Genomic DNA, 18576 nt, shown 5'->3' on the forward strand with positions numbered 1-18576 from the left:
CCTCGCCGGGGCATGACAGGCAATCAGCGAGATCGCGCCCAACGACGCGTTCGGCGATAAGGTTGTCAGCTACCTGCACGCGCTGGCCAAGGACGTCACAAACCCCGCGCGGCCTGCCGTTCGTCGGTTGGGACAAGGCAACTTTCGACCAGACCGCCGACTTCCTGCACGACAACATCGGCGTCAATAAAACGTGGCTCGCCGACTTCTGCTCATACACGGCGTCCGAACTCATCGGCTCCACGGTCGGCGCCCTGGCCGTCATCATGTGTTGGGACCAGGCGCAGATCGCCCGCTTTGCCGGGCTGTCCTCCAGCCTGGGCATCTCCTCCATGGCCGCGGTGAACCCCACGCTGTTCGTGGTCTCGGCGGTGTCTCTGGCACTGGCCTTCCACCAGGCCCAGTCGGAAGGGCGTCCGGGGCTGGCGAAGATCGCCGACGGGGTGGCGCGCGGCGCCATCGGCTCGGTGGCGATGTTGACGGTGTCGGCTCTGGTCCCCGGTCCGGTCCTGGTCGGCTTCCTCGTCGGCGTCGTCGCGGCGATGCTGGCGCGCCGCGCCTACGACATGGGCCGGGAGAAGGCCGCGGCGACGTCGATCAGCGCCTCGGACCTGATCGCGTTCCTGATGCGGGCGCTGGGGTGGAAGGCTGACCTGATCCGTACGCTGCCTGTCCGGTAAAGCAGAGAGGGCAGGGGAGGCGTTCTCCCCTGCCCTCTTCGTCCCGCTGGGCGTGTAACGGCTTGCGGTCCGCCCTCCCCTGCTCTACTTGACGATGTCCAGCAGAGGCATCTGCCCGTCGTCACCTTTCGGCAGCGCCGCCCGGCGGCGGCGGCGGCTCTGGTTGGCGACTTCGGAGGTGACGGAGACGAACCGCTTGGGGCGCCCCGTTTCGTCGAGGTCATCGTTGTCGACCACCAGGGTGAGTTCGCGCTCGTTGACAGCGCGTTCCGCCACCGCGCGACGGATCTGGTCGAGGAAGGACTGCGACGGGTAGAGGCTGTACTCGACGTCGACGTACTTCCGCCCCTCTTTGACCTCCTCGATCTCGATGCGGTCGAGGGCGCCGATCTGCGTGTCGGCCAGCGCCTTGACGACGTCGTGAATGCGCAGGCGCATGTCGCGGAACCGCGACCACTCCGACATCCCGGAGTCACGGATGATGTCGCGGGCGGTGATGTGCACGACCGACTGCGACGGGTCTTGCCGCAATGTTTCCGCAATGCGCTTGAACAGCCAGCGCGAGAACGGGTTACGGATTTTCATCAAGGCTTCGTAGGAAATCGAGTGCCAGTCGACCCGGCGGATCGCCTCGCGAAGCATCATGTTGAATTGCACGAAGGTCTCGGCATCGCCGCTCTCGTCATCCAGGATGGAGGCTTCATCGGCATCGTCCGCTTCGCTGGGACGCTGCCGCAGCCCGAGCCCGGCGAAGATACCGGAGTCCATCATGACCTTGCGGCGTCCGCGGCGCTCGATCTGGATCGTGCATCGCCGCATGACCATCAGCGCTTCCTTGATTTCCGGGATGCTCAGGGTGTGCCGGACGGAGCGAAGTTCCTGCCAGACCTCGTACAACGAGAACCGCAGGATCGCCTCGCCGTTGTCCACCAACAGGCGCGCCGGGTCCGACGCCAACTTCCGGATCACGTCCTCGATGATCTGTTCGCGCTCGCCCGGATACGCGTCGATTTCCTCCACCACCGGAGACCCATCGGCGTCGCGGACGAACCGGCCGTCCTTGCTCTTGACCCGGCGCTGGATGCGCGCCGGCACGACCGTGAGATGGTAGATCTGGTCGGCGAAGGAGAATTGCCGGTGGATCATCGGGAGTCGGTCGTCCTGTGCGGCAGCGTCTCTGGGCTCCAGGGTGTGAGCGGCCTGTCCGTTGGCCTTCGACTCCGGGCTGTCGAAAACGTATTTTGGGGCCAGATCGTACAGAGAGACCATGTTGACGCTGTGCCGCCGGCCCGTGGCGGCGTCGATGTGCTCGAACAGCGTGCCCTGAAGGGTCTGCCCCTGCGTCTCCGTACGGCGCTGCTTGACGACGATCTGCCCCGACATCTGGTGCCTCTCCGCAATCCCGAACACCAAGCCTATGCCGCTTCCGTCGTCCGACGCAACGACGTCAAGTGCAGGTACGTAGGTGACAGGCGCGGAAGCGGTAGGTGGCAGGCGCGTTTCCTGGAGGACACAGGCGCGCAATCAGTAGGCGGCAGGCGCGCTTCCCGGATTCGCGGCCGGCGCAACGCCGAATCGGACGTTGCTTCCCTTTCGTCGGCCGGTCTAGCGCCGTGCCGTCGCCTCCGAGGCGCGAGCGCGCCTGCGGCCTACTGACTTCTTCCGCACCCCGCAACCCGAAAATCCCGTCCCGCAGCGAAACGCGCCTGTGGCCTACTGCACCGTTCCACCCACCAAACGCGCCTGCGACCTAGAGAATCCAACGAGTCGAAGCGCGCCTGCGACCTTCATAATGAACGGAGACCCAAGCGCGCCTCTCGCCTACCGAAGGAAAGGCGAAACGCGCCTGTCACCTACAAGATGACGCGACGCGAACGACGGCGTCGGCACGGCTGTAGGACACAGGCGCGTTTCGGTCCTTCCCGAGTCGCGGCGGTATCCGCGCCTGTGACCATCATGACCGCGCCTGTGTCCTTCATGAAACGCGCCTGTCGCCTCCCCAAGCGCGCCTGTTACCTACGGCTTCCGCGCCCGCCACCTACCGGTAGGAGACAGGCGCGCTTTGGAGTCACAGGCGCATCCGAGGAATCCTGCCCGCAAGACCGCCGGCCCATGCCGGCTCCATGCCTTCGCAGGAGCGCCCGATGACCACCATGCCGACCGACACCACCAGCCGCTGGGGCAAAATCCCCGCCTGGTGGCTCGACCACCCCGATCTCGACGCCGACGGCTTCGCCGTCCTGGCGGCGCTCGCCACCTTCGCCGACGAGCAGGGCGTCTGCTGGCCGTCGCAGTCGACGCTGGCGGCCAAACTCAAGCGGTCGCGCCCCACGATCAACCGCATTCTGCAGCGCCTGGACGACATCGGCCTGGTCACCATCGTGCACCGCCGCGGCCGTGACGGCTCCCGGCTGTCCTGCCTGTACCGGCTGCGCGTCGAGCGGGACGGGGAGGTGCTCACCGAGGCCGTCGCGCGCCCCGTTCCGGCCGACGACAGGGATGACTCGACCACGGACTCCCCCTGTCCGCCGGCGAGTCAGGAACACCTCCATTCCGAACAGATTCCAGACTCGCTCGCCTCGAGCGGGCGCGGGCTGGCGCATGACGTGCCCGCGGATTGGATGCCGTCCGCTGACGATCTCGCCTGGGCCCGCAGCCGCTTCGGCACCGTCGATCTCGGCCAACATGTCGAGGGCTTCGTCCTGCGCTGCCAAGCGCACGGCTACCGCTACCGTGACGTCTCCGCCGCCTGGCGGGCCTGGTTGGTCCAGGATGCGGCCGCCGGCAAGGCGCCGGCGGTAAAGACCGCGGCGACCGCCGGGACAGCGGCTCCGGCCGGTGGCCGGGCACGCGAGAGCGCCGCCGAGCAGCGCGTCAACGCCTGGATGACCGTCGCCGCGCGGCTCAAGGGCACGCAGCCCACCACCCGTTCCTGGTCCTGAGGAGGCCCGCCATGTCCGCCGCCGCGATGCCGTTGCCGGAGCGCTCTCCGCTGCCGTTCGACCCCACGATGCCGTCCGCTGACCGATGCCGGTTGCTCGTTGCCGCCTTCCCGGAAGCGTTGCGCGAAGTCCTGGCCGCCGGTCACCTGGACCACCGCCCGCGCTTCGGCGAGGACGGCTTCGAAGGGCTCCAGGAGACCTGGGCGCCGCCGGCGAACGTCACGGCCCGTCAGGCGGCCATGGCGCAGCGCGTGCTGGCCGATCTGGAAGGCTCGATCCTGGCGCCGGCGGAGCCCGACCGCTTGCTCGGTCGTGTGCTGGCGCTGCTGTCGCATTACCCGGCCAAGGGGCTAACGACCGACGTCGAGCAGTTGATCGCGATGGACTGGGTCGAAGACCTCGGCGAGTTCCCGGCCTGGGCCATCGATTCGGCGGCGCGCACCTGGCGTCGGACGAAGAAGTGGCGGCCGAGCATCGCGGAGATGCGGGCGCTCTGCGGGGAGGCGTGTGTGAAAGAGCGCCAGTTGGTCGAGTGTCTCCGCAAGGTGTTGACCCCGAATCCGCATGGTTGCTCGGCTCCGAGTTTCGGTCGAATGGCTGAAGCCCGGTGTGTCCGCCGCTTTCCCTAATCCTGGGCTTGGCCGGTGTAGCCGAAAACACACCGCCGCCGAAGAGACGCTATCGTGAGCACGTTGAGCCCATCCAATCGTTGTTGACAGGGTGAGTGTCTCACTCTATGCGTGGAATCGTTGAATTCGACTGATTGGGGAGGGGGCATGCTCGGCGAACAGTTGAAAGCGTACCGCGAGGCTCGTGGACAATCGAGGGAAGATTTCGCGGCGTTTCTGAACGAGGGCCTGGACCGCTCCTACGATCGCCAGCGGGTCTCGCGCTGGGAGAATGGGGGCGAGCGTATCCCACAGGCCGTCGTCGCCTTCATCCGCAAGCACCCGGTGCTTCCCGTCGAGAAGCCTGGCCCGGCGCTCGTTGTGTCGCTGGCGAACCAGAAGGGCGGAGTGGGCAAGACCACTGGATGCGTGAACGTCGGCCGCATGCTGGCTGACCGCGGTTACTCCGTCGTGCTGGTGGACTCCGACCCCCAGGCCAACGCCGGGATCCATCTCAGCGTGGACGTCGTCGCCTGCGAGGAAGCCGAGAAGACGCTCTACTATGTCCTCAAAGGGGCCGCGAAGGCTGAAGAGTGTCTCGTGGAGACGCGCAACCCGCGCCTACGGGTCCTGCCCTCCTCCCTCAAACTGGCCGAGAGCGAGACCGAACTCGCCGCCCAGCAGTTTTCCCACAACACGTTGCGCAGCCGGCTCGCCGATCTGCGCCGCAGCGTCGATTTCATTCTCATCGACTGCCCGCCCACCCTGGGGCATTTGGTGACTAACGCCCTGGTGGCCAGCGACACGGTCCTGATCCCCTGCCAGACGCAGCCTCTCGCCTTCATGGGAATGGGCACGCTGCGCAAGCAGATCGACTTCGTGCGCGAACGCGGCAATCCCGCCCTCTCCCTGCTCGGCATAGTGCCGACGTTCTACTCCGGCCGCACCACCCAGGACCAAGCCACCCTGAAGGACATGCACGAGACCTACGGGCAGGAGGTCCACATCTTCCCGCCAATTCCCAACACCACGCTCTACCCGCAATCGTCCGCCGGCGGCGACGCTCTGGTCGCCTTCAACGCCAAGGCGCCCGGCGTCGGCACCTTCGACATGGTGGTGCAGACCCTGATCGAGGAGCGCGACCGTCGCGTCGCCCCGGCTGGTCACGGAGTGGCGGCGCATGGCTAAGGGCATTCCGCGCTCCAACATGGGGCTCATCACCAAGAGCAGCGACAAGACCAGCACCAACCCGGTGCGGTTCAACAGCAACGCGCTGACCGGCAAGGCGGTGCCCTTCGAGCGGCCCTTCGCCTGCGACATCGGGCTGGTCGTCACCAATCCCGATCAGCCACGCAAGATCTTTCGGGAAGAAGACTTGGCGTCCTTGGCCGCCTCGCTTGACAAGCATGGCCTGAAGCAACCGATTGGGGTGCAGCAGCAGGACAACGGCGAATATCTTCTGGTGTGGGGCGAGCGGCGCTGGAGGGCGGCAAAGTCGCTTGGGTGGCCGACCATCACAGCGGTCCTGACCGTCGGTGATCCGCTTGAGGTGGCGCTGGTCGAGAACGTGCAGCGCGTCGATCTGTCGCCGTTCGAGCAGTCTGATGCGCTGCACGGGCTGAAAGAGCGTCACGGGTACACGGACGAGGCGCTTGCCGGTATCGTCGGCAAGGACCGCAGCATGATCTCCAAACTGCTCCGTCTGCAGTCCCTGCCTGAGGTGATCCGCGAGGAATACGCGGAGCACGAGCCGACGCTCCGCTTTCTCCTCACGCTCACCCGCGCCGCATCGGAAGCCTCTGCCCTCGCCATGTGGGACCAGTGGAAGAGCAGCAGTGCGGCCGGAGAACCCGACGTTAGTGGCGAGCCGTCACGCTCGGAAAAAGTAGGAGCGGACGGCGAGCGTCCCTCGCGCAAGCCGGCCGACAATTCGCCGGAGATGGCGCTGAGTGCCCTGCCGCAGCGGGTGTTCCGCGTTCTCAGTCGGGCTCAGGAGACCATTGGCGCGATGGTTGAGAAGCCTCGGCCTTTGACCGACAGCGACTGGGAGCGTCTGACAAAGATGCGTTCGACGATCGACACGCTGCTCGAACAGCGAAAGGCAGAGCGGACGTAACGTCCGATGGGAACCGTTCCCCTTCGTGTCCACCGCACCCGGTAATTCTCGAACATTCGTGTTCACGGTGGGGCGATTATCGTGGTGAGGACGTTCGATGGGAACGGTTCCCATCGAACGTCCTCACCACGGAGCGTTCCCATCAGGCGGCGATCCGCCTCCCAATGAACCGGCTGCAGACCACCGCGCGCAGCACCCGCTCCACCTTCTCCTGGGTGCCGGCATCCCGCTTCCAGGCGATGACGACGAGGGCGCTGCGGTGTTCGACGCGCTCGACCGTGCCGGTCATGGTGGAGCCGTTCAGGCGGGCGAGCACCAACTGCCCTTCCCGGAAGTCATCCGTCTCGTCTAGATGGAAGGTGGCGTGATCCATGCCGACGCAGCGGCTGCGGGACGGCATGCCGTCCAGTGAGCCAGTCAGTGGAGCATGAACGCACTGGTCATGCTGAAGGGCGGGTCCGGAGAAGATCCGCGGGCGCTCCCACGCCCGTGTTTCCCTGGGCGGGGCGCCTTCGTGCAGGATGATCTTCGTCCAGAAACACGCGCGCAGCGTCATGTTGGCCAGCAGCAGCATGAACATTTTCTTTATGCATTCGAACACTCCCGTGATCCATTGCGCGGCCTTGCGCGCCGTCTACAAGCCGCAAACTAGCGGCAGGTCTTCGAGATCGGCTCGCGGATGGTCACGGTGAGTGGTGTCGAGCAGTGGTGTGGTGCCGGAAATAAAACGGCGCAGGTTTCCTTTTATGCCTCCAAACCTTTCCAACGCGCCCGAGACCAGGAACCGGATGCGAGCCGGAAAACAGTGATTTTCCGTGTTTAAGGACACGGAGGCCGTTTGCCCTGCCGAAGGTCCAACTCATGCTGCGCCGCTCAGCCATTGCTCCACCATTGCGACCACACGGACCGCGGGCTGATAGCCACGGGTGATCGCGGAGTATTGGTTGCTGACGCCGACACCGGCAATGAGCGTCGGAAATCCGGTGATCCCCGTCTGGTGGGAGATCCCGTAATCCCGCCATGTCTCTTGCTTTGCGTCCTCGCTGTCAAACGCTTCGAGAAAGCCGTCGCGTTTGACGCCGATCTGCTGCGCAATATTGGCGAGCACGGCTTTGTCGGTGACGTCACGGTTGTGCGCGTAGAAGGCCGCTTGAACGAGGCCGAGATAGTCGAGGGCCTTCTCCATGTTGCCACGGCGGACCACGACCACCGCCCGCGCGGCCGGGTCCGTGTCGTAGACGAATCCCTCGTGGTCGAAGAAGGAGAAGTCGAAAGGTTGGCCGGACGCTTCATGGACATGTTCCCAGTGTGTCCGGGTCGATCGTTTGGCGGCTTCGTCCATGGGCTTGGTGGTCTGTGGACGCAGCCCTCCCATCACAAGCCGGATGGGCAACGTGTCGGCGAACCGGTGACGGATGGCCTCGATCACCGGCGAAAAGCCCCAGCACCAGGAGCACATGGGATCAGCGAAATAGACGAGGTGCGGTCCGGCCATGTCTGCCTCCTATGACTTGTGGGTGGATGTGTGTCATCCGTTCGGCATCCCGTAAAGAAGCAAACCCTCGCGTGCGACCGTGTTTGACATCGTGCCGGAAACAGCCCGGTTGGCCTCGAAGGTGGAGCGCCGGCAACCGCGGACGTCGAACAGAACGCCGTGCTCGCGGAGGTTCTGCTGAAGGCGCTGGAGCGCGGCCGGCTGCGGCATTCGGTCGTCGGCCACGACAACAAATAGGTCGATGTCGCTGTCCGGCTGGGCGTCACCACGTGCCAGGCTCCCGATCAGGTAGACGGCCTTGGCCTCGGTTTCGGCGACGATCGCGCCCACCGCGGCGTAGAGCAGGTCGTCACTCGGAAGAGTGTCGTGCTGCCAGCCCACGATCGGAAACGCCCAGCGCTGAACATCCTCGTCGGGCTGCGGCACGGCATCGGCTGGCGCGCTCTCGAAAGCGGCCTGCCGAACGCCGCGCAGCAGGGCCAGGTAGCGCTCGACCATCATGATCCAACGGTCGCCCTCATCACGATCAACCATGGACCAGCCGGTCTCAGAGCCGCTCAGCGCGTATGTCTTGCCGTGGACGCGCACCGCCACGGCGAACTCGTCGGTTCCGAATCTCGGGCTCGGCACCGGTGCGATGGCGAGAACCTCGATGTCGGTTGGTGCAATCGGCATCCTGGTTTCACGCGACAGCGCGCGGGCGATGCCGACGACCTCGAGTTCGGACAACGAAGGATTGGTTTCAGACACGATCGTTTTCCCCGGTGCCGGAGAAGTCAATGTACGACGGCGGCACCGTGTCGGTCAGCCAGACACCGTTCGCCGATCGGTAGAACGCGTGTCCGGCTTCGTGCATGGCCAAGGCATTCACGATCAGGATAATCGGCGTGCCCCGACGGCGCCCGACGGCCCCGGCGGTGTCGCGATCGGGTGACAAGTGGACGTGGTGGCGCTTGCCTTTGATCAGCCCTTGCGAGCGGATGGCCCGCAGGAACGTGGCAATTGTGCCGTGGTACAGCCACTGGGGAGGGAGCACAGGCATCAAACCGAGGTCGACATCCACAGAGTGGCCCTGATTGGCCCGGATGCGTTGTTCGTCCGGCGAGAACGCGTAGCGGCCCTTGGCGTCGGCCGCGACGAGCGCGCGCAGGTCCTCCAGCGTGAGATGGTGTCCGGCCTTTCCGAGCCCCTCCAGCACATCTTGCACAGGCGCCCAGCCTTTCGGGTCAAGCGTCAGGCCCGCCGTTTCCGGCTTGTGCCGGAGGATCAGCGCCAAGTAGCGGCTCGTCCGGCTCATATGTTCCCCCCGTGGTGGTTCTGGTCAATGCGCCCCGTAAGAACAGTCGGTGCGGGGCCACATCCTGCAACACGGGCCTGGCTCGCGTGGTTACGAGACCGTGTGCGGCAATGTCCGGAAAAGCTTCTTGTCGGACGGAAATGTAACTGCCGGGGCCGCCGCGGGCCGGCAACCGCTCGTCTGCGGCGGAAGTGCGCTCCTGGAGGGGATGTGGGGAAGGTCTGAGGGTCAGGAGGTGCCCACCGATCCCAGTCCGAGACCACCAATCCTGGCGTCGCCCGTCCAGCGATCCTGGGCCGAAAACCAGTCGTTTTCCGCGATTGCGGGCCCGAGTCCAGTGATCCTGGAAAACCGACAACAACGACAGGGTCAATCCGCGTTAGAGCGCTACCGATAAGTCGGCGTTATCGGAAGCCAGCTGCCGTGCCTCTTTAAATACGTCAATGCACGGTTTAGCGCTTCAAATTGAAGCGCCCATCCACAGCGACGGCCGACACGTTCAGAGTACCGTCCTGGTCAGGGTCGAAGGCGTGTAAGGTGACAGGGCAGTCTCCGGTTAAGGTGATCCCCAGATTGACGAGATGACGCCCCCGGGCAACATATTCTCACCGCAAGCGTGGCGGTTCGGAAGGGGATATGTGCCGTTTGGACACGGAGGCTCGCATGACCGTGCACAGCCTGCGCGCCGGGCCGGCCACTGCCGCTGCCTAAGGCGTCCTGCTGTACCAAACCTTGGAGTCGTTGAGTTTCTTGGCCGTGCTCGGAGGTACCGCCAAAGAATGCGTGAAACCTAAACCGTTTTCGGGCGATCAGCAAGGAGAGCTGTGGGCGACCGGACCTCCGCGCTTGGCGTCGGATTTTCTGAATGGCTGCCGACGACGTGACGCCCGCCACGAGCGGTGATGTCCCATCCCGAGTAAGGCCCGGCGGCAAACCCTCTCACACGCGGGTTGTGATCAACCGCGTCAAACACGTCCGCCACGCTCATTCCGAGCACTTCGGCCACGTCGCCGGCCGTCAACTCCCCAGCGTTCGGTTCGGCATAATGGGCAAGAATGTAGTTGGCAACCACGTCTGGTGAGGGTTTGGGGGACTGGTCCATGACGGAACGACCTCGAAGCATCGAAGCAATGAATGCCTCATTATAGGCGAGCCCGTGCCTGGATTACACTTTTTGAGCGCGCACGATAGCGTGAGCCGGTTTTCCGTCCCGCGACGATGCGAACCGGTTGCTGGCCGACCAACGAGTCAGGCGTCTGCGCGGTCTGGCAGGCCTGGGAGTGGCTGTCCTGTCCCGCGGGACTGATGCATCCGAAGCCGCAGACCCGGCATAGGTTGACCGGGGCCTTGTGCCCGCTGGGGAATGGGCGCGATTGGATCGCACTTCCGTGACGCGCCAAGAGCGGACGTGTGGGCTCCGCCACAGCGGCGGGGGATAGGAGCACGCAGGATTGTGGTGTCCACATCGCCAGGAGCCGCCACCATGAGCGTCATCCCGTTTGCTCGCACCCGGTTCACCCCGGCCGACATTGCGGCCTTTAACGAGATCGCGCTGCCGCGCCTAGCAAGCGGCCACTGGAGACACTGTTGGTCACACCGCGTGCCGGCGTCACGCGGCTGGGAGTACTGCGGCGGCTGGGAGCACTGCGATCAGGCGTGACTGGCGCGTCCGCGCCAACGGTTGCTCGCGCAGCCACGCATCCACACGCGTGAGGTTCAGGGCCGCCGCGGTGAAGACGTGCTGGAGGTGGGTTTTCGCCTGCCCGAGGTAGCGGCCGTGGCGCAAGCCGAAGCCGCGAATGCCCTGGGACAAGGTGCCTTCGATCCCGGCGCGACAGGCATAGCGTTTCTTCCAAGGCTCACTGGTCTGTTCCCGACGGCGCGCCTGCAAGGCCTCATGCGCCCGCTGCTCCAGGACCCGCAGACGCCGGGCGTTCGCCCGTCGCCCGGGGTGCGCGGCGGGAGCGCAGGCGTCGTGGTGCGGGCAGCCGCCACAAACCTTCTGGGAAAAGCCGATGTGCACGACAGCAGCGCCCCGCTCATCCTGACCTTCTTTCCAGCTCGCGCTGATCTGGCCAGCCGGGCAGCGGGCGACGCGCTCGGACCAGAGGATCGTGAAGGCGCTGAGGTCAAAGCCTTGCCCGGCGTGAGCCTGCCGGCTGCTGTCCGGCAGCGCCGGGCCGAGCAGGTCGATACCATGATCCGCGTGGCTGGCCACCAGCAGGCCGGCATCGACATAGCCGCTATCGACCACGTGGGTGCTCGGCAGCAAGCCGCGTGCGGCCAAGGCGGCTTGAACCGTCGCGGTCATCGCGACATCGGCCAAGCCCGCGGCCGTGGTCTGGACATCGGTGATCAGGTGCGGCCGATCGGCGTCGCATGTCTCGGTCAAATGGACCTTGTAGCCGATCCAGCCGGTGTCGCGCTTCTTGGCGTAGCGGGCGTCCGGATCATAGGGGGAGTGCAGACGGTCGCTCACCGGCGGCTGGTCGGCCGGCTCGCGCAACCGGACGCGACCCTGGTCATGGTAGAACTGCTGAATCCAGACGAGCCGCAGCACCTCCACCGCGGGCAGCCGGCACAGCCAAAAGCAGTCCCGGTCGGCGAAGAGGGCGGCCAGCACCTCGTGGCCATCCGCGCCGATGGCTTCGGCCAGAGCCTGACGCGCGCTCAGGCTCTTGGGCAGACGATACGGCTCGACCCGCGGGCCATAGCGCTCGGCCCACGCCGCCCGGCCATGCTCGGCCAGCCAGGTGGGAGCGGAGAGAGCAACGGCGTTCAGAGCGGCCCGCATGGTCTCGCCGATAAACTCCAGACGATTGAGGGTGCGGACCGCCGCCAGGACGTGCGTGGAGTCGGTGCGTTGCTGGCCGCGTGCCTTGATGAGGCCGCGCTCGCGCAGGCCCTCCAGCATGGCATCAAGCAATCTCTGTTCCTGGCCGCCGGCGAGCAGGCGGGCGCGGAACTCACATAGAACCGAGAAGTCGAAGCCCGGATCGGTCAAGTCCAAGCTGAGAGCATACTTCCAATCGATGCGACTACGCACCGCCTCGGCGGCTTGGCGGTCGGACAAGTTTTCGAGGAACTGAAACAGCGTGACCAGGGCCAGCCGCCACGGCGCAATCGCCGTCTGCCCGCGGGCATCGTAAAGACCGGCGAACATCGCGTCCTCATACAGAACCCCAATCTCATCGCGCACCCGCATCAGCAGGGTGCCTTTGCGGAAGGCCGCCCGGGCAACCCGAGCCGTCTCTTCGGGGACAGGGGCAATCGGGGACGGATGCATCGCCATGGAAACCTCCAGCCTTTCCAGGGCTCAACATTCCGCCACGCAGTGTGACCAACAGTGTCACTGGAGCGCGGTTGCGCGCCACTCCTGCGATTGGAGCGACCGCATGGCGATCATGGTTGCCGGCCGACAATCGCCTCTTTTCACGTTCGAGCGCGACACGGCCGGTCGCTACGCCTTGTACTTCCATGACCGGGAGGGGGCCGTGCGCATCGGCACCGCCGACAGCGCGGTGGCGTGCCTGGCGATTTGGTCCAGCACGCCCCGTCGCCGCACTAAGTCCAGAGGAGCGGCCTGAGGCGGAGAACAGCGAGCTGTTCCGTTGTGGCACGGGCTTTGGGCATGGGCAGACGCCCCCCAAGCGGTAAGGAACGGGGCGAACCCGATCAGGCGTTCGGCGCCCCGCGATCCTGCTCCAGAGCTTCGCGGATCAACTCCATTTCGATGCCGGCCGCTTCCAGGCGGTCGTGCAGTATCTTGGCCGTGTGGGGAGCCTCGGCGACCGCCGTCAGATAGGCCGCGCTGAGCCGGAGCATCGCGCTTTCCAAGCGGTGCAAGCGTGTCTCGTAGGCGTTGGTGCAGCGAGGTTCGGGATTGCCGGTCCTGGGTCATCGTGTAGAAGGGCGCGTCTCTTGATTACCGGATTGGTCAGCCTCGGCATGCCGAACAAACACAACGACGCGCGGCGCCATCACATCCCGAAGATGCGGTTCAAAGTAACGAATTGGGCGTCGTACGAAGCCGGACTGCGCCGGCGCGGCAGTCTGACGCTGTGGGTCAGCGACGCGGCGATCGCCGCCTGGCGAGCGGCGCCGCGGACGACGCCCGGTGGGCAAGCGCGCTACTCGCAGACGGCTATCGAAACAGCCCTCATGGTCCGCTTGGTGTTTCATCAGCCGCTGCGCCAGACCGAGGGGCTGCTCGGCTCGTTGCTGGATCTCCTGGGCGTGGACCTGCCGGTTCCCGACCACACGACGATCAGTCGCCGGGCGGCGCGCTTGACGCCGGTGTTGGCCACGGCCCTGCCGACGGGCCCGGTCACGCTGGTGATCGACAGCACCGGCTTGAAGGTCTACGGGGCCGGCGAGTGGCACCGCGACAAGCATGGCGTGCGCGGGCCGCGGACCTGGCGCAAACTCCATCTCGCGGTGGATGCCGCCAGCAGCGCCATCGTCGCGGCCACGCTGACCACCACCAGCGACGGGGACGCCTCCCAGGTCGGACCGCTGCTCGACCAGATCAGTGGCCCCATCGACACCGTCATGGCTGACGGCGCGTACGACGGCGAACCGATTTACCAGACCATCGCCGCCCGGGATGCCGGGGCTCGGGTGATCATCCCCCCGCGCGCCACGGCGGTCGTGAGCGAGGCCGCCACAACCGCCCCGACCCAGCGGGACCGCCACATCCAGAGCCTGGCCGAGCACGGGCGCTCAGGCTGGCAAAAGCAAACCGACTATGGCGAGCGGGCGAAGGCGGAAACCGCGATGGCGCGTTACAAGCGCATCCTCGGCGACCAGCTGCGTGCACGCACGTTGCCCGGCCAACGAACTGAAGCCGCCACCGGCGTCATCATCCTGAACCGGATGATCGATCAAGCACGCCCGAACTCCGTCCGCATCGCCTGATCAAAGGTCGTGTCAGGCTTCACTGCGTCTGTGCGGACCTCGCTGCACCAACACCTGCAGGACGCGCTCATCAAGGGCGAGACGGTGAAGCTGCCCGGCTTCGGGAAGTTCGAAATCGCCGAGCGCGGCGAGCGCACCGGCCGCAACCCGCAGACCGGAGCCGAGATCACGATCGCCGCCTCCAAAGCGCCGAAGTTCTCGGCCGGCAAGGCGCTGAAGGACGCTATCAACAACGGCAAGGCGGTGTGACCGTCGTCCGCTGAGCGGACGGCGCGGGGGCCGTCGGAAGGCTGCCCCCGCTTTGCTGTGTCCAGAGGGCACGCTCGCGCGCCGAGAGACACCGGTAGCCCACGGCCGAACTTGTCCAACCATGCAGCCTCCGGGGATCGCCGTGAACCGCGCCGAACCCCGCCGTGGCCGTGCTGGAACCTGAGAACACGGTCGTTTGTTGAAAAACCGGCTGCGATCTTGCGCGACCGAGTGCGCCAGGTGAAGGATCGGAGTTGTGCCATGGGCTTGTCAGCCGCTCAGCGGAAAGCCTACGAGACAGGTGTTGGTGCAGCGAGGTCCGCACAGACGCAGTGAAGCCTGACACGACCTTTGATCAGGCGATGCGGACGGAGTTCGGGCGTGCTTGATCGATCATCCGGTTCAGGATGATGACGCCGGTGGCGGCTTCAGTTCGTTGGCCGGGCAACGTGCGTGCACGCAGCTGGTCGCCGAGGATGCGCTTGTAACGCGCCATCGCGGTTTCCGCCTTCGCCCGCTCGCCATAGTCGGTTTGCTTTTGCCAGCCTGAGCGCCCGTGCTCGGCCAGGCTCTGGATGTGGCGGTCCCGCTGGGTCGGGGCGGTTGTGGCGGCCTCGCTCACGACCGCCGTGGCGCGCGGGGGGATGATCACCCGAGCCCCGGCATCCCGGGCGGCGATGGTCTGGTAAATCGGTTCGCCGTCGTACGCGCCGTCAGCCATGACGGTGTCGATGGGGCCACTGATCTGGTCGAGCAGCGGTCCGACCTGGGAGGCGTCCCCGTCGCTGGTGGTGGTCAGCGTGGCCGCGACGATGGCGCTGCTGGCGGCATCCACCGCGAGATGGAGTTTGCGCCAGGTCCGCGGCCCGCGCACGCCATGCTTGTCGCGGTGCCACTCGCCGGCCCCGTAGACCTTCAAGCCGGTGCTGTCGATCACCAGCGTGACCGGGCCCGTCGGCAGGGCCGTGGCCAACACCGGCGTCAAGCGCGCCGCCCGGCGACTGATCGTCGTGTGGTCGGGAACCGGCAGGTCCACGCCCAGGAGATCCAGCAACGAGCCGAGCAGCCCCTCGGTCTGGCGCAGCGGCTGATGAAACACCAAGCGGACCATGAGGGCTGTTTCGATAGCCGTCTGCGAGTAGCGCGCTTGCCCACCGGGCGTCGTCCGCGGCGCCGCTCGCCAGGCGGCGATCGCCGCGTCGCTGACCCACAGCGTCAGACTGCCGCGCCGGCGCAGTCCGGCTTCGTACGACGCCCAATTCGTTACTTTGAACCGCATCTTCGGGATGTGATGGCGCCGCGCGTCGTTGTGTTTGTTCGGCATGCCGAGGCTGACCAATCCGGTAATCAAGAGACGCGCCCTTCTACACGATGACCCAGGACCGGCAATCCCGAACCTCGCTGCACCAACGCCCTCCATCGGCGCTTCCCCGCGACAACAGTGTCTGCCCGCTTCCATTCGGCTCGGCTGTGCCCGGACATCGACCGCCCGTGGAATTCGCCAGCGGTATCGAGTTTGCGGAAGGACCAGTTTCTCACGTCGCCTTGTATGTGGGCATCAAAGTCAAGGGGTTTGCAATATTTCCTCCATTCCTTTGTTCGACCGCAACGGACCATTCCTTCGTCCCGACCTAATTTCTCGACAGCACCGCGCGCAAGGGCGGTCAAGGATGCCCGTAGGGCACCGCGCAGCGGCGCGAAGCGTTCTTGACGGCCCTGAGCACGGTGCTGACCTCCCTTCGGTCGGGCGGGACGCGGCAATCCGGGGGAGCCGGGTTGCGGTGACCGGGGAGGGGCGGATGGGTGTCAGCAAGGCCACGCAGCACCTCTCCTTCTTCGAGACGTGGTTGACGAGTCCGGCCGAACGATGCGAAACCGAGATGGAGCCTTTCACCGACGGGCGCGGTCCTCCCGCGCCACAACCTTGTATCCGGCGAGCCTGAAAGCCCGAACCCATGATGCGCCCATGCGCATCGGCGGCGAGGCTCCGAGGCGACGAGCCCCATCTGACAAGCGGCACGGTGGCCATGGCGACGTACGGGCTGCGCCCCCTCGGATCGTCATCGGAACTCGGCCGCACCGCCGCCGAGCTTCGAAACCGTTGACGGAACCGGATCAAATCGCCTGCATGGTGACGCCTTCCGGAGTCTGTCCGGTCGTCGCCAAGCGCCACAGGTCGACCAGCAGCTTGCGCGCCAATGCCACGATCAGCGTCTTGCGCACGCCGCCCTTGGCGCCGGTGGTGCGCCCGCGGCACCACGCGGCCAAGGTGCTGTCTTTCTGAAACAGGAGCCAGCGCCACGCCAGTTGGATCATGCCGCGCCGCACCCGGGCATTGCCCGCCTTGGAAAGTCCCTTCTCCCGCCGCCGCGACCCGCTCTCGTCGGGCGTGCCGGTGAGCCCGGCGTAACGCGCCACCGCCCGCCGATCCCGCAGATTCCGCCCCAACACCTCGCGCACCAGCATGGCGGCGGTCTCGACGCCAACGCCGCGCACGCGGGCGAGCAGGTGCACCATCGCGTCGGTTCCTTCCTTCGGCGCCTGCGCGAGCCGGTCCAGACGCGCCGCCTCAAGAGCCGCGATCTGCTCTTGGATGACGTGGCATTCGACGCCGCGCACGCCCAACCAGCGCGCCAACCAGAAACCGTCGCGGCCCGCCTCGTAGGCGACGAGGAGACGCGCGATTGTCCTTCCGGCGTGAGCGGCTTCGCTCGTCCAGCGCCCGAACAGGCGCAGCAGCGCGTCCTGATCGGGCATCAGCTTCTGCAACGGCCACCGCTCGACGCCCGGGACGACGGCGGCAACAAGCCAGCTCGATTGGCTCATCTCAATGACGGCAACAAGCGTGCTCTCGTGATCGAAGGCAACGGGAGGCTGGGTCGAATCCAACGGCTTGGCCATGGTGCGCTCCTCCGTTTGTTGGCGCTACGATGGTGCCACGATCTCGTCGTTACCCAACGCCCCCATAGCATCTGACACAAGCGCGGTGGTCGGGGAGCAGCGCACCGTTCTGTTCGCGGCCGACGCCCTGCTGAGCCGCTGTCGGCGCTGGCGCGCTACGCGCCTGGGACCGACGCCGCAGGACGTTCGTTGGTCTGCACAAAGCGCGGGTTCCGGTGGCCCATTGGGTGGCGGTGCGGACGCCTTGGTTATGGATGGACGGCCGCGCGTGCCGCTGGGCGATCAAGCAGGCCCGAGTATGGCCCCTTGAACGTTGCCTCCGATCTGTCGCAGCCGCGCCGAAGTGTCCCGGCCGGAACGTAACGCTGGCCGTTTCGCGACGTTGCTGGCCGCCGTCCTCCCGGGTGAACGCGCTGCACACCTCAAAAGACCGGGGCGTTCAGACGCCATGGTGAGGCGGGCCCGTGTGAGCGGACCAGGAAGGGAAGTCGTCACCGGTGAGGAATTTGCCGGTCGGGAACCGCAGCGGAGGCGGCGGGTCGCGCTCGCGAACCCCTCACCGGTGACGAATCTGTGGACACCGCGCCGCACCAGGACGATTTCGCGCAAACACACCCTCAAAGGTCTTGACGGGACCCAGAGCTCTGCGGCACACCAGCCGGACCGAATTCGCGCCGAGGACCCCAACAATGGCTCCTGACCGCCAGAGAACCAAGCGATTGCTGCATTTGTCGCCAAAGGGAGGATCCGGGAAATCCGGCCTGTCGCGGCTGCTGATGTCAGCGGCGATTCGTGACGGGCTGCGCGCCATCGGCTTGGACGCCGATCCGCAAGGTACCTTCGCGGGCTGGATGAGCAAGCGGGAGAGATACCGGAAGAAGGCTCCCGAGGTTCCCTACGCAGAGGTGCGGGTGGCGGCGTTCGCCGACGCCGCCCGGGCGCTGGACGAGATCGCCGCCGACTTGGTGGTGGTCGACACGCCGACGGCGCTGGAGAACGATCCGGTTGCCACCAAGGCGCTCATCCTGGCGTCCGACCTGGTCCTGATTCCCTGCCAGCCGCTCGACGACGACGTCCGTTCGGTGAAGACCATCATGCTCACCGTCCAGGAGCTTGGGCGGCCGGCCTACTTCGTGCTGAACAAAGTGAAGCGCACGGTCAAGGAGGCCGAGAGCTCACGCCGGGAACTCGGAAAGGTCGGCCCCGTGATCGCGGCGAGCATCCCCGACAGCATTCAGATCGCGCGCGCCATGGCGCACGGCTTGGGCGTTGTCGAGACCAACGGCACCGGCGCCGACGACGTGAGCAGTGTGTGGGCCGAGGCGAAGCGCCTGCTGGCCATGACCTGACGACGAACCCCGAGGAGAGAAA

At 66.1% G+C, this 18576-nt stretch carries 19 protein-coding genes; 9 read left to right on the forward strand and 10 right to left on the reverse strand.

Going from position 1 to position 18576, the window contains the following annotated elements; all coding sequences use genetic code 11:
• Window positions 1–62 precede the first annotated feature (62 nt).
• The gene (locus tag M2351_RS20490) at window positions 63–680 is read left to right on the forward strand and encodes a hypothetical protein (protein WP_264657910.1); all 618 of its coding nucleotides are present in this window, start codon (window positions 63–65) and stop codon (window positions 678–680) included.
• Between the two features lie 84 nt (window positions 681–764).
• Here the strand turns inward: M2351_RS20490 and M2351_RS20495 are convergent, their stop codons facing one another.
• A complete protein-coding gene (locus tag M2351_RS20495) occupies window positions 765–2063 on the reverse strand; it encodes a plasmid replication protein (RefSeq protein ID WP_264657911.1) in 1299 nt (432 codons plus the stop codon).
• A gap of 740 nt (window positions 2064–2803) precedes the next feature.
• On the opposite strand from M2351_RS20495, the gene M2351_RS20500 reads away from it, so the two are divergent.
• The 4 genes from M2351_RS20500 to M2351_RS20515 all read left to right on the forward strand — a co-directional run bounded on the left by M2351_RS20500 (window position 2804) and on the right by M2351_RS20515 (window position 6346).
• A complete protein-coding gene (locus M2351_RS20500) occupies window positions 2804–3622 on the forward strand; it encodes a helix-turn-helix domain-containing protein (protein WP_264657912.1) in 819 nt (272 codons plus the stop codon).
• Window positions 3623–3633: 11 nt separating this feature from the next.
• Window positions 3634–4251, forward strand: a complete 618-nt coding sequence (locus tag M2351_RS20505; protein WP_264657913.1) for a hypothetical protein — start codon at window positions 3634–3636, stop codon at window positions 4249–4251.
• A gap of 147 nt (window positions 4252–4398) precedes the next feature.
• Window positions 4399–5418, forward strand: a complete 1020-nt coding sequence (locus M2351_RS20510) for an AAA family ATPase (RefSeq protein WP_264657914.1) — start codon at window positions 4399–4401, stop codon at window positions 5416–5418.
• The gene (locus tag M2351_RS20515) at window positions 5411–6346 is read left to right on the forward strand and encodes a ParB/RepB/Spo0J family partition protein (RefSeq protein WP_264657915.1); all 936 of its coding nucleotides are present in this window, start codon (window positions 5411–5413) and stop codon (window positions 6344–6346) included. Before M2351_RS20510 ends, M2351_RS20515 begins: the two co-directional genes overlap by 8 nt.
• Window positions 6347–6488: 142 nt before the next feature.
• On the opposite strand, the gene M2351_RS20520 is transcribed toward M2351_RS20515, so the two are convergent.
• The 6 genes from M2351_RS20520 to M2351_RS20545 all read right to left on the reverse strand — a co-directional run bounded on the left by M2351_RS20520 (window position 6489) and on the right by M2351_RS20545 (window position 12430).
• Window positions 6489–6920 (reverse strand): hypothetical protein, encoded by a 432-nt coding sequence (locus M2351_RS20520; protein ID WP_264657916.1) that lies wholly within the window; start codon window positions 6918–6920, stop codon window positions 6489–6491.
• Window positions 6921–7205: 285 nt separating this feature from the next.
• Complete coding sequence (locus M2351_RS20525; protein WP_264657917.1) at window positions 7206–7841, reverse strand: DsbA family protein; 636 nt, start codon at window positions 7839–7841, stop codon at window positions 7206–7208.
• A 33-nt stretch (window positions 7842–7874) separates the two neighbouring features.
• Window positions 7875–8591: a nucleotidyltransferase domain-containing protein gene (locus M2351_RS20530; RefSeq protein WP_264657918.1), complete on the reverse strand. Its 717-nt coding sequence runs from the start codon at window positions 8589–8591 to the stop codon at window positions 7875–7877.
• Entirely contained in the window at window positions 8584–9138 is a 555-nt protein-coding gene (locus M2351_RS20535) for an RNA 2'-phosphotransferase (protein WP_264657919.1), read from the reverse strand. Before M2351_RS20535 ends, M2351_RS20530 begins: the two co-directional genes overlap by 8 nt.
• A 790-nt stretch (window positions 9139–9928) precedes the next feature.
• Entirely contained in the window at window positions 9929–10240 is a 312-nt protein-coding gene (locus tag M2351_RS20540; protein ID WP_264657920.1) for a hypothetical protein, read from the reverse strand.
• Between the two features lie 507 nt (window positions 10241–10747).
• On the reverse strand, window positions 10748–12430 hold the full coding sequence (locus M2351_RS20545) for an IS1182 family transposase (protein WP_264657921.1): 1683 nt from the start codon (window positions 12428–12430) through the stop codon (window positions 10748–10750).
• A gap of 103 nt (window positions 12431–12533) precedes the next feature.
• Between M2351_RS20545 and M2351_RS20550 the strand changes: the two genes are divergently transcribed.
• Window positions 12534–12725 carry a hypothetical protein gene (locus M2351_RS20550; RefSeq protein WP_264657922.1) on the forward strand — a complete coding sequence of 64 codons (192 nt, stop codon included), beginning with the start codon at window positions 12534–12536 and terminating at the stop codon, window positions 12723–12725.
• An 88-nt stretch (window positions 12726–12813) separates the two neighbouring features.
• Here the strand turns inward: M2351_RS20550 and M2351_RS20555 are convergent, their stop codons facing one another.
• Window positions 12814–12963, reverse strand: a complete 150-nt coding sequence (locus tag M2351_RS20555) for a hypothetical protein (RefSeq protein WP_264657923.1) — start codon at window positions 12961–12963, stop codon at window positions 12814–12816.
• A 123-nt stretch (window positions 12964–13086) separates the two neighbouring features.
• Here M2351_RS20555 and M2351_RS20560 point away from each other — a divergent pair, with 123 nt between their 5' ends.
• Together M2351_RS20560 and M2351_RS20565 are read left to right on the forward strand one after the other, a co-directional pair.
• A complete protein-coding gene (locus M2351_RS20560) occupies window positions 13087–14055 on the forward strand; it encodes an IS5 family transposase (protein ID WP_264657924.1) in 969 nt (322 codons plus the stop codon).
• A gap of 9 nt (window positions 14056–14064) precedes the next feature.
• Entirely contained in the window at window positions 14065–14304 is a 240-nt protein-coding gene (locus tag M2351_RS20565; protein ID WP_406567415.1) for an HU family DNA-binding protein, read from the forward strand.
• Window positions 14305–14659: 355 nt separating this feature from the next.
• On the opposite strand, the gene M2351_RS20570 is transcribed toward M2351_RS20565, so the two are convergent.
• Both M2351_RS20570 and M2351_RS20575 read right to left on the reverse strand, forming a co-directional pair.
• A complete protein-coding gene (locus M2351_RS20570) occupies window positions 14660–15628 on the reverse strand; it encodes an IS5 family transposase (RefSeq protein ID WP_264657924.1) in 969 nt (322 codons plus the stop codon).
• Window positions 15629–16419: 791 nt separating this feature from the next.
• Window positions 16420–17205, reverse strand: a complete 786-nt coding sequence (locus M2351_RS20575; protein WP_264657925.1) for a transposase — start codon at window positions 17203–17205, stop codon at window positions 16420–16422.
• A gap of 689 nt (window positions 17206–17894) precedes the next feature.
• Here M2351_RS20575 and M2351_RS20580 point away from each other — a divergent pair.
• The gene (locus M2351_RS20580) at window positions 17895–18554 is read left to right on the forward strand and encodes a ParA family protein (protein ID WP_264657926.1); all 660 of its coding nucleotides are present in this window, start codon (window positions 17895–17897) and stop codon (window positions 18552–18554) included.
• Window positions 18555–18576: the final 22 nt, after the last annotated feature.

It is taken from the genome of Azospirillum canadense (genome assembly GCF_025961225.1).
Classification (GTDB): Bacteria; Pseudomonadota; Alphaproteobacteria; order Azospirillales; family Azospirillaceae; genus Azospirillum; species Azospirillum canadense.

What these genes read in the sequence shown, in the direction of transcription:
- M2351_RS20570 (WP_264657924.1), bottom strand. Translation starts at nt 15,628, where the DNA reads ATGCCGAACAAACACAACGACGCGCGGCGCCATCACATCCCGAAGATG.
- M2351_RS20535 (WP_264657919.1), bottom strand. Translation starts at nt 9,138, where the DNA reads ATGAGCCGGACGAGCCGCTACTTGGCGCTGATCCTCCGGCACAAGCCG.
- M2351_RS20520 (WP_264657916.1), bottom strand. Translation starts at nt 6,920, where the DNA reads ATGCTGCTGCTGGCCAACATGACGCTGCGCGCGTGTTTCTGGACGAAG.
- M2351_RS20540 (WP_264657920.1), bottom strand. Translation starts at nt 10,240, where the DNA reads ATGGACCAGTCCCCCAAACCCTCACCAGACGTGGTTGCCAACTACATT.
- M2351_RS20495 (WP_264657911.1), bottom strand. Translation starts at nt 2,063, where the DNA reads ATGTCGGGGCAGATCGTCGTCAAGCAGCGCCGTACGGAGACGCAGGGG.
- M2351_RS20515 (WP_264657915.1), top strand. Translation starts at nt 5,411, where the DNA reads ATGGCTAAGGGCATTCCGCGCTCCAACATGGGGCTCATCACCAAGAGC.
- M2351_RS20575 (WP_264657925.1), bottom strand. Translation starts at nt 17,205, where the DNA reads ATGGCCAAGCCGTTGGATTCGACCCAGCCTCCCGTTGCCTTCGATCAC.
- M2351_RS20505 (WP_264657913.1), top strand. Translation starts at nt 3,634, where the DNA reads ATGTCCGCCGCCGCGATGCCGTTGCCGGAGCGCTCTCCGCTGCCGTTC.
- M2351_RS20560 (WP_264657924.1), top strand. Translation starts at nt 13,087, where the DNA reads ATGCCGAACAAACACAACGACGCGCGGCGCCATCACATCCCGAAGATG.
- M2351_RS20545 (WP_264657921.1), bottom strand. Translation starts at nt 12,430, where the DNA reads ATGGCGATGCATCCGTCCCCGATTGCCCCTGTCCCCGAAGAGACGGCT.
- M2351_RS20555 (WP_264657923.1), bottom strand. Translation starts at nt 12,963, where the DNA reads ATGCTCCGGCTCAGCGCGGCCTATCTGACGGCGGTCGCCGAGGCTCCC.
- M2351_RS20580 (WP_264657926.1), top strand. Translation starts at nt 17,895, where the DNA reads ATGGCTCCTGACCGCCAGAGAACCAAGCGATTGCTGCATTTGTCGCCA.
- M2351_RS20500 (WP_264657912.1), top strand. Translation starts at nt 2,804, where the DNA reads ATGCCTTCGCAGGAGCGCCCGATGACCACCATGCCGACCGACACCACC.
- M2351_RS20550 (WP_264657922.1), top strand. Translation starts at nt 12,534, where the DNA reads ATGGCGATCATGGTTGCCGGCCGACAATCGCCTCTTTTCACGTTCGAG.
- M2351_RS20525 (WP_264657917.1), bottom strand. Translation starts at nt 7,841, where the DNA reads ATGGCCGGACCGCACCTCGTCTATTTCGCTGATCCCATGTGCTCCTGG.
- M2351_RS20510 (WP_264657914.1), top strand. Translation starts at nt 4,399, where the DNA reads ATGCTCGGCGAACAGTTGAAAGCGTACCGCGAGGCTCGTGGACAATCG.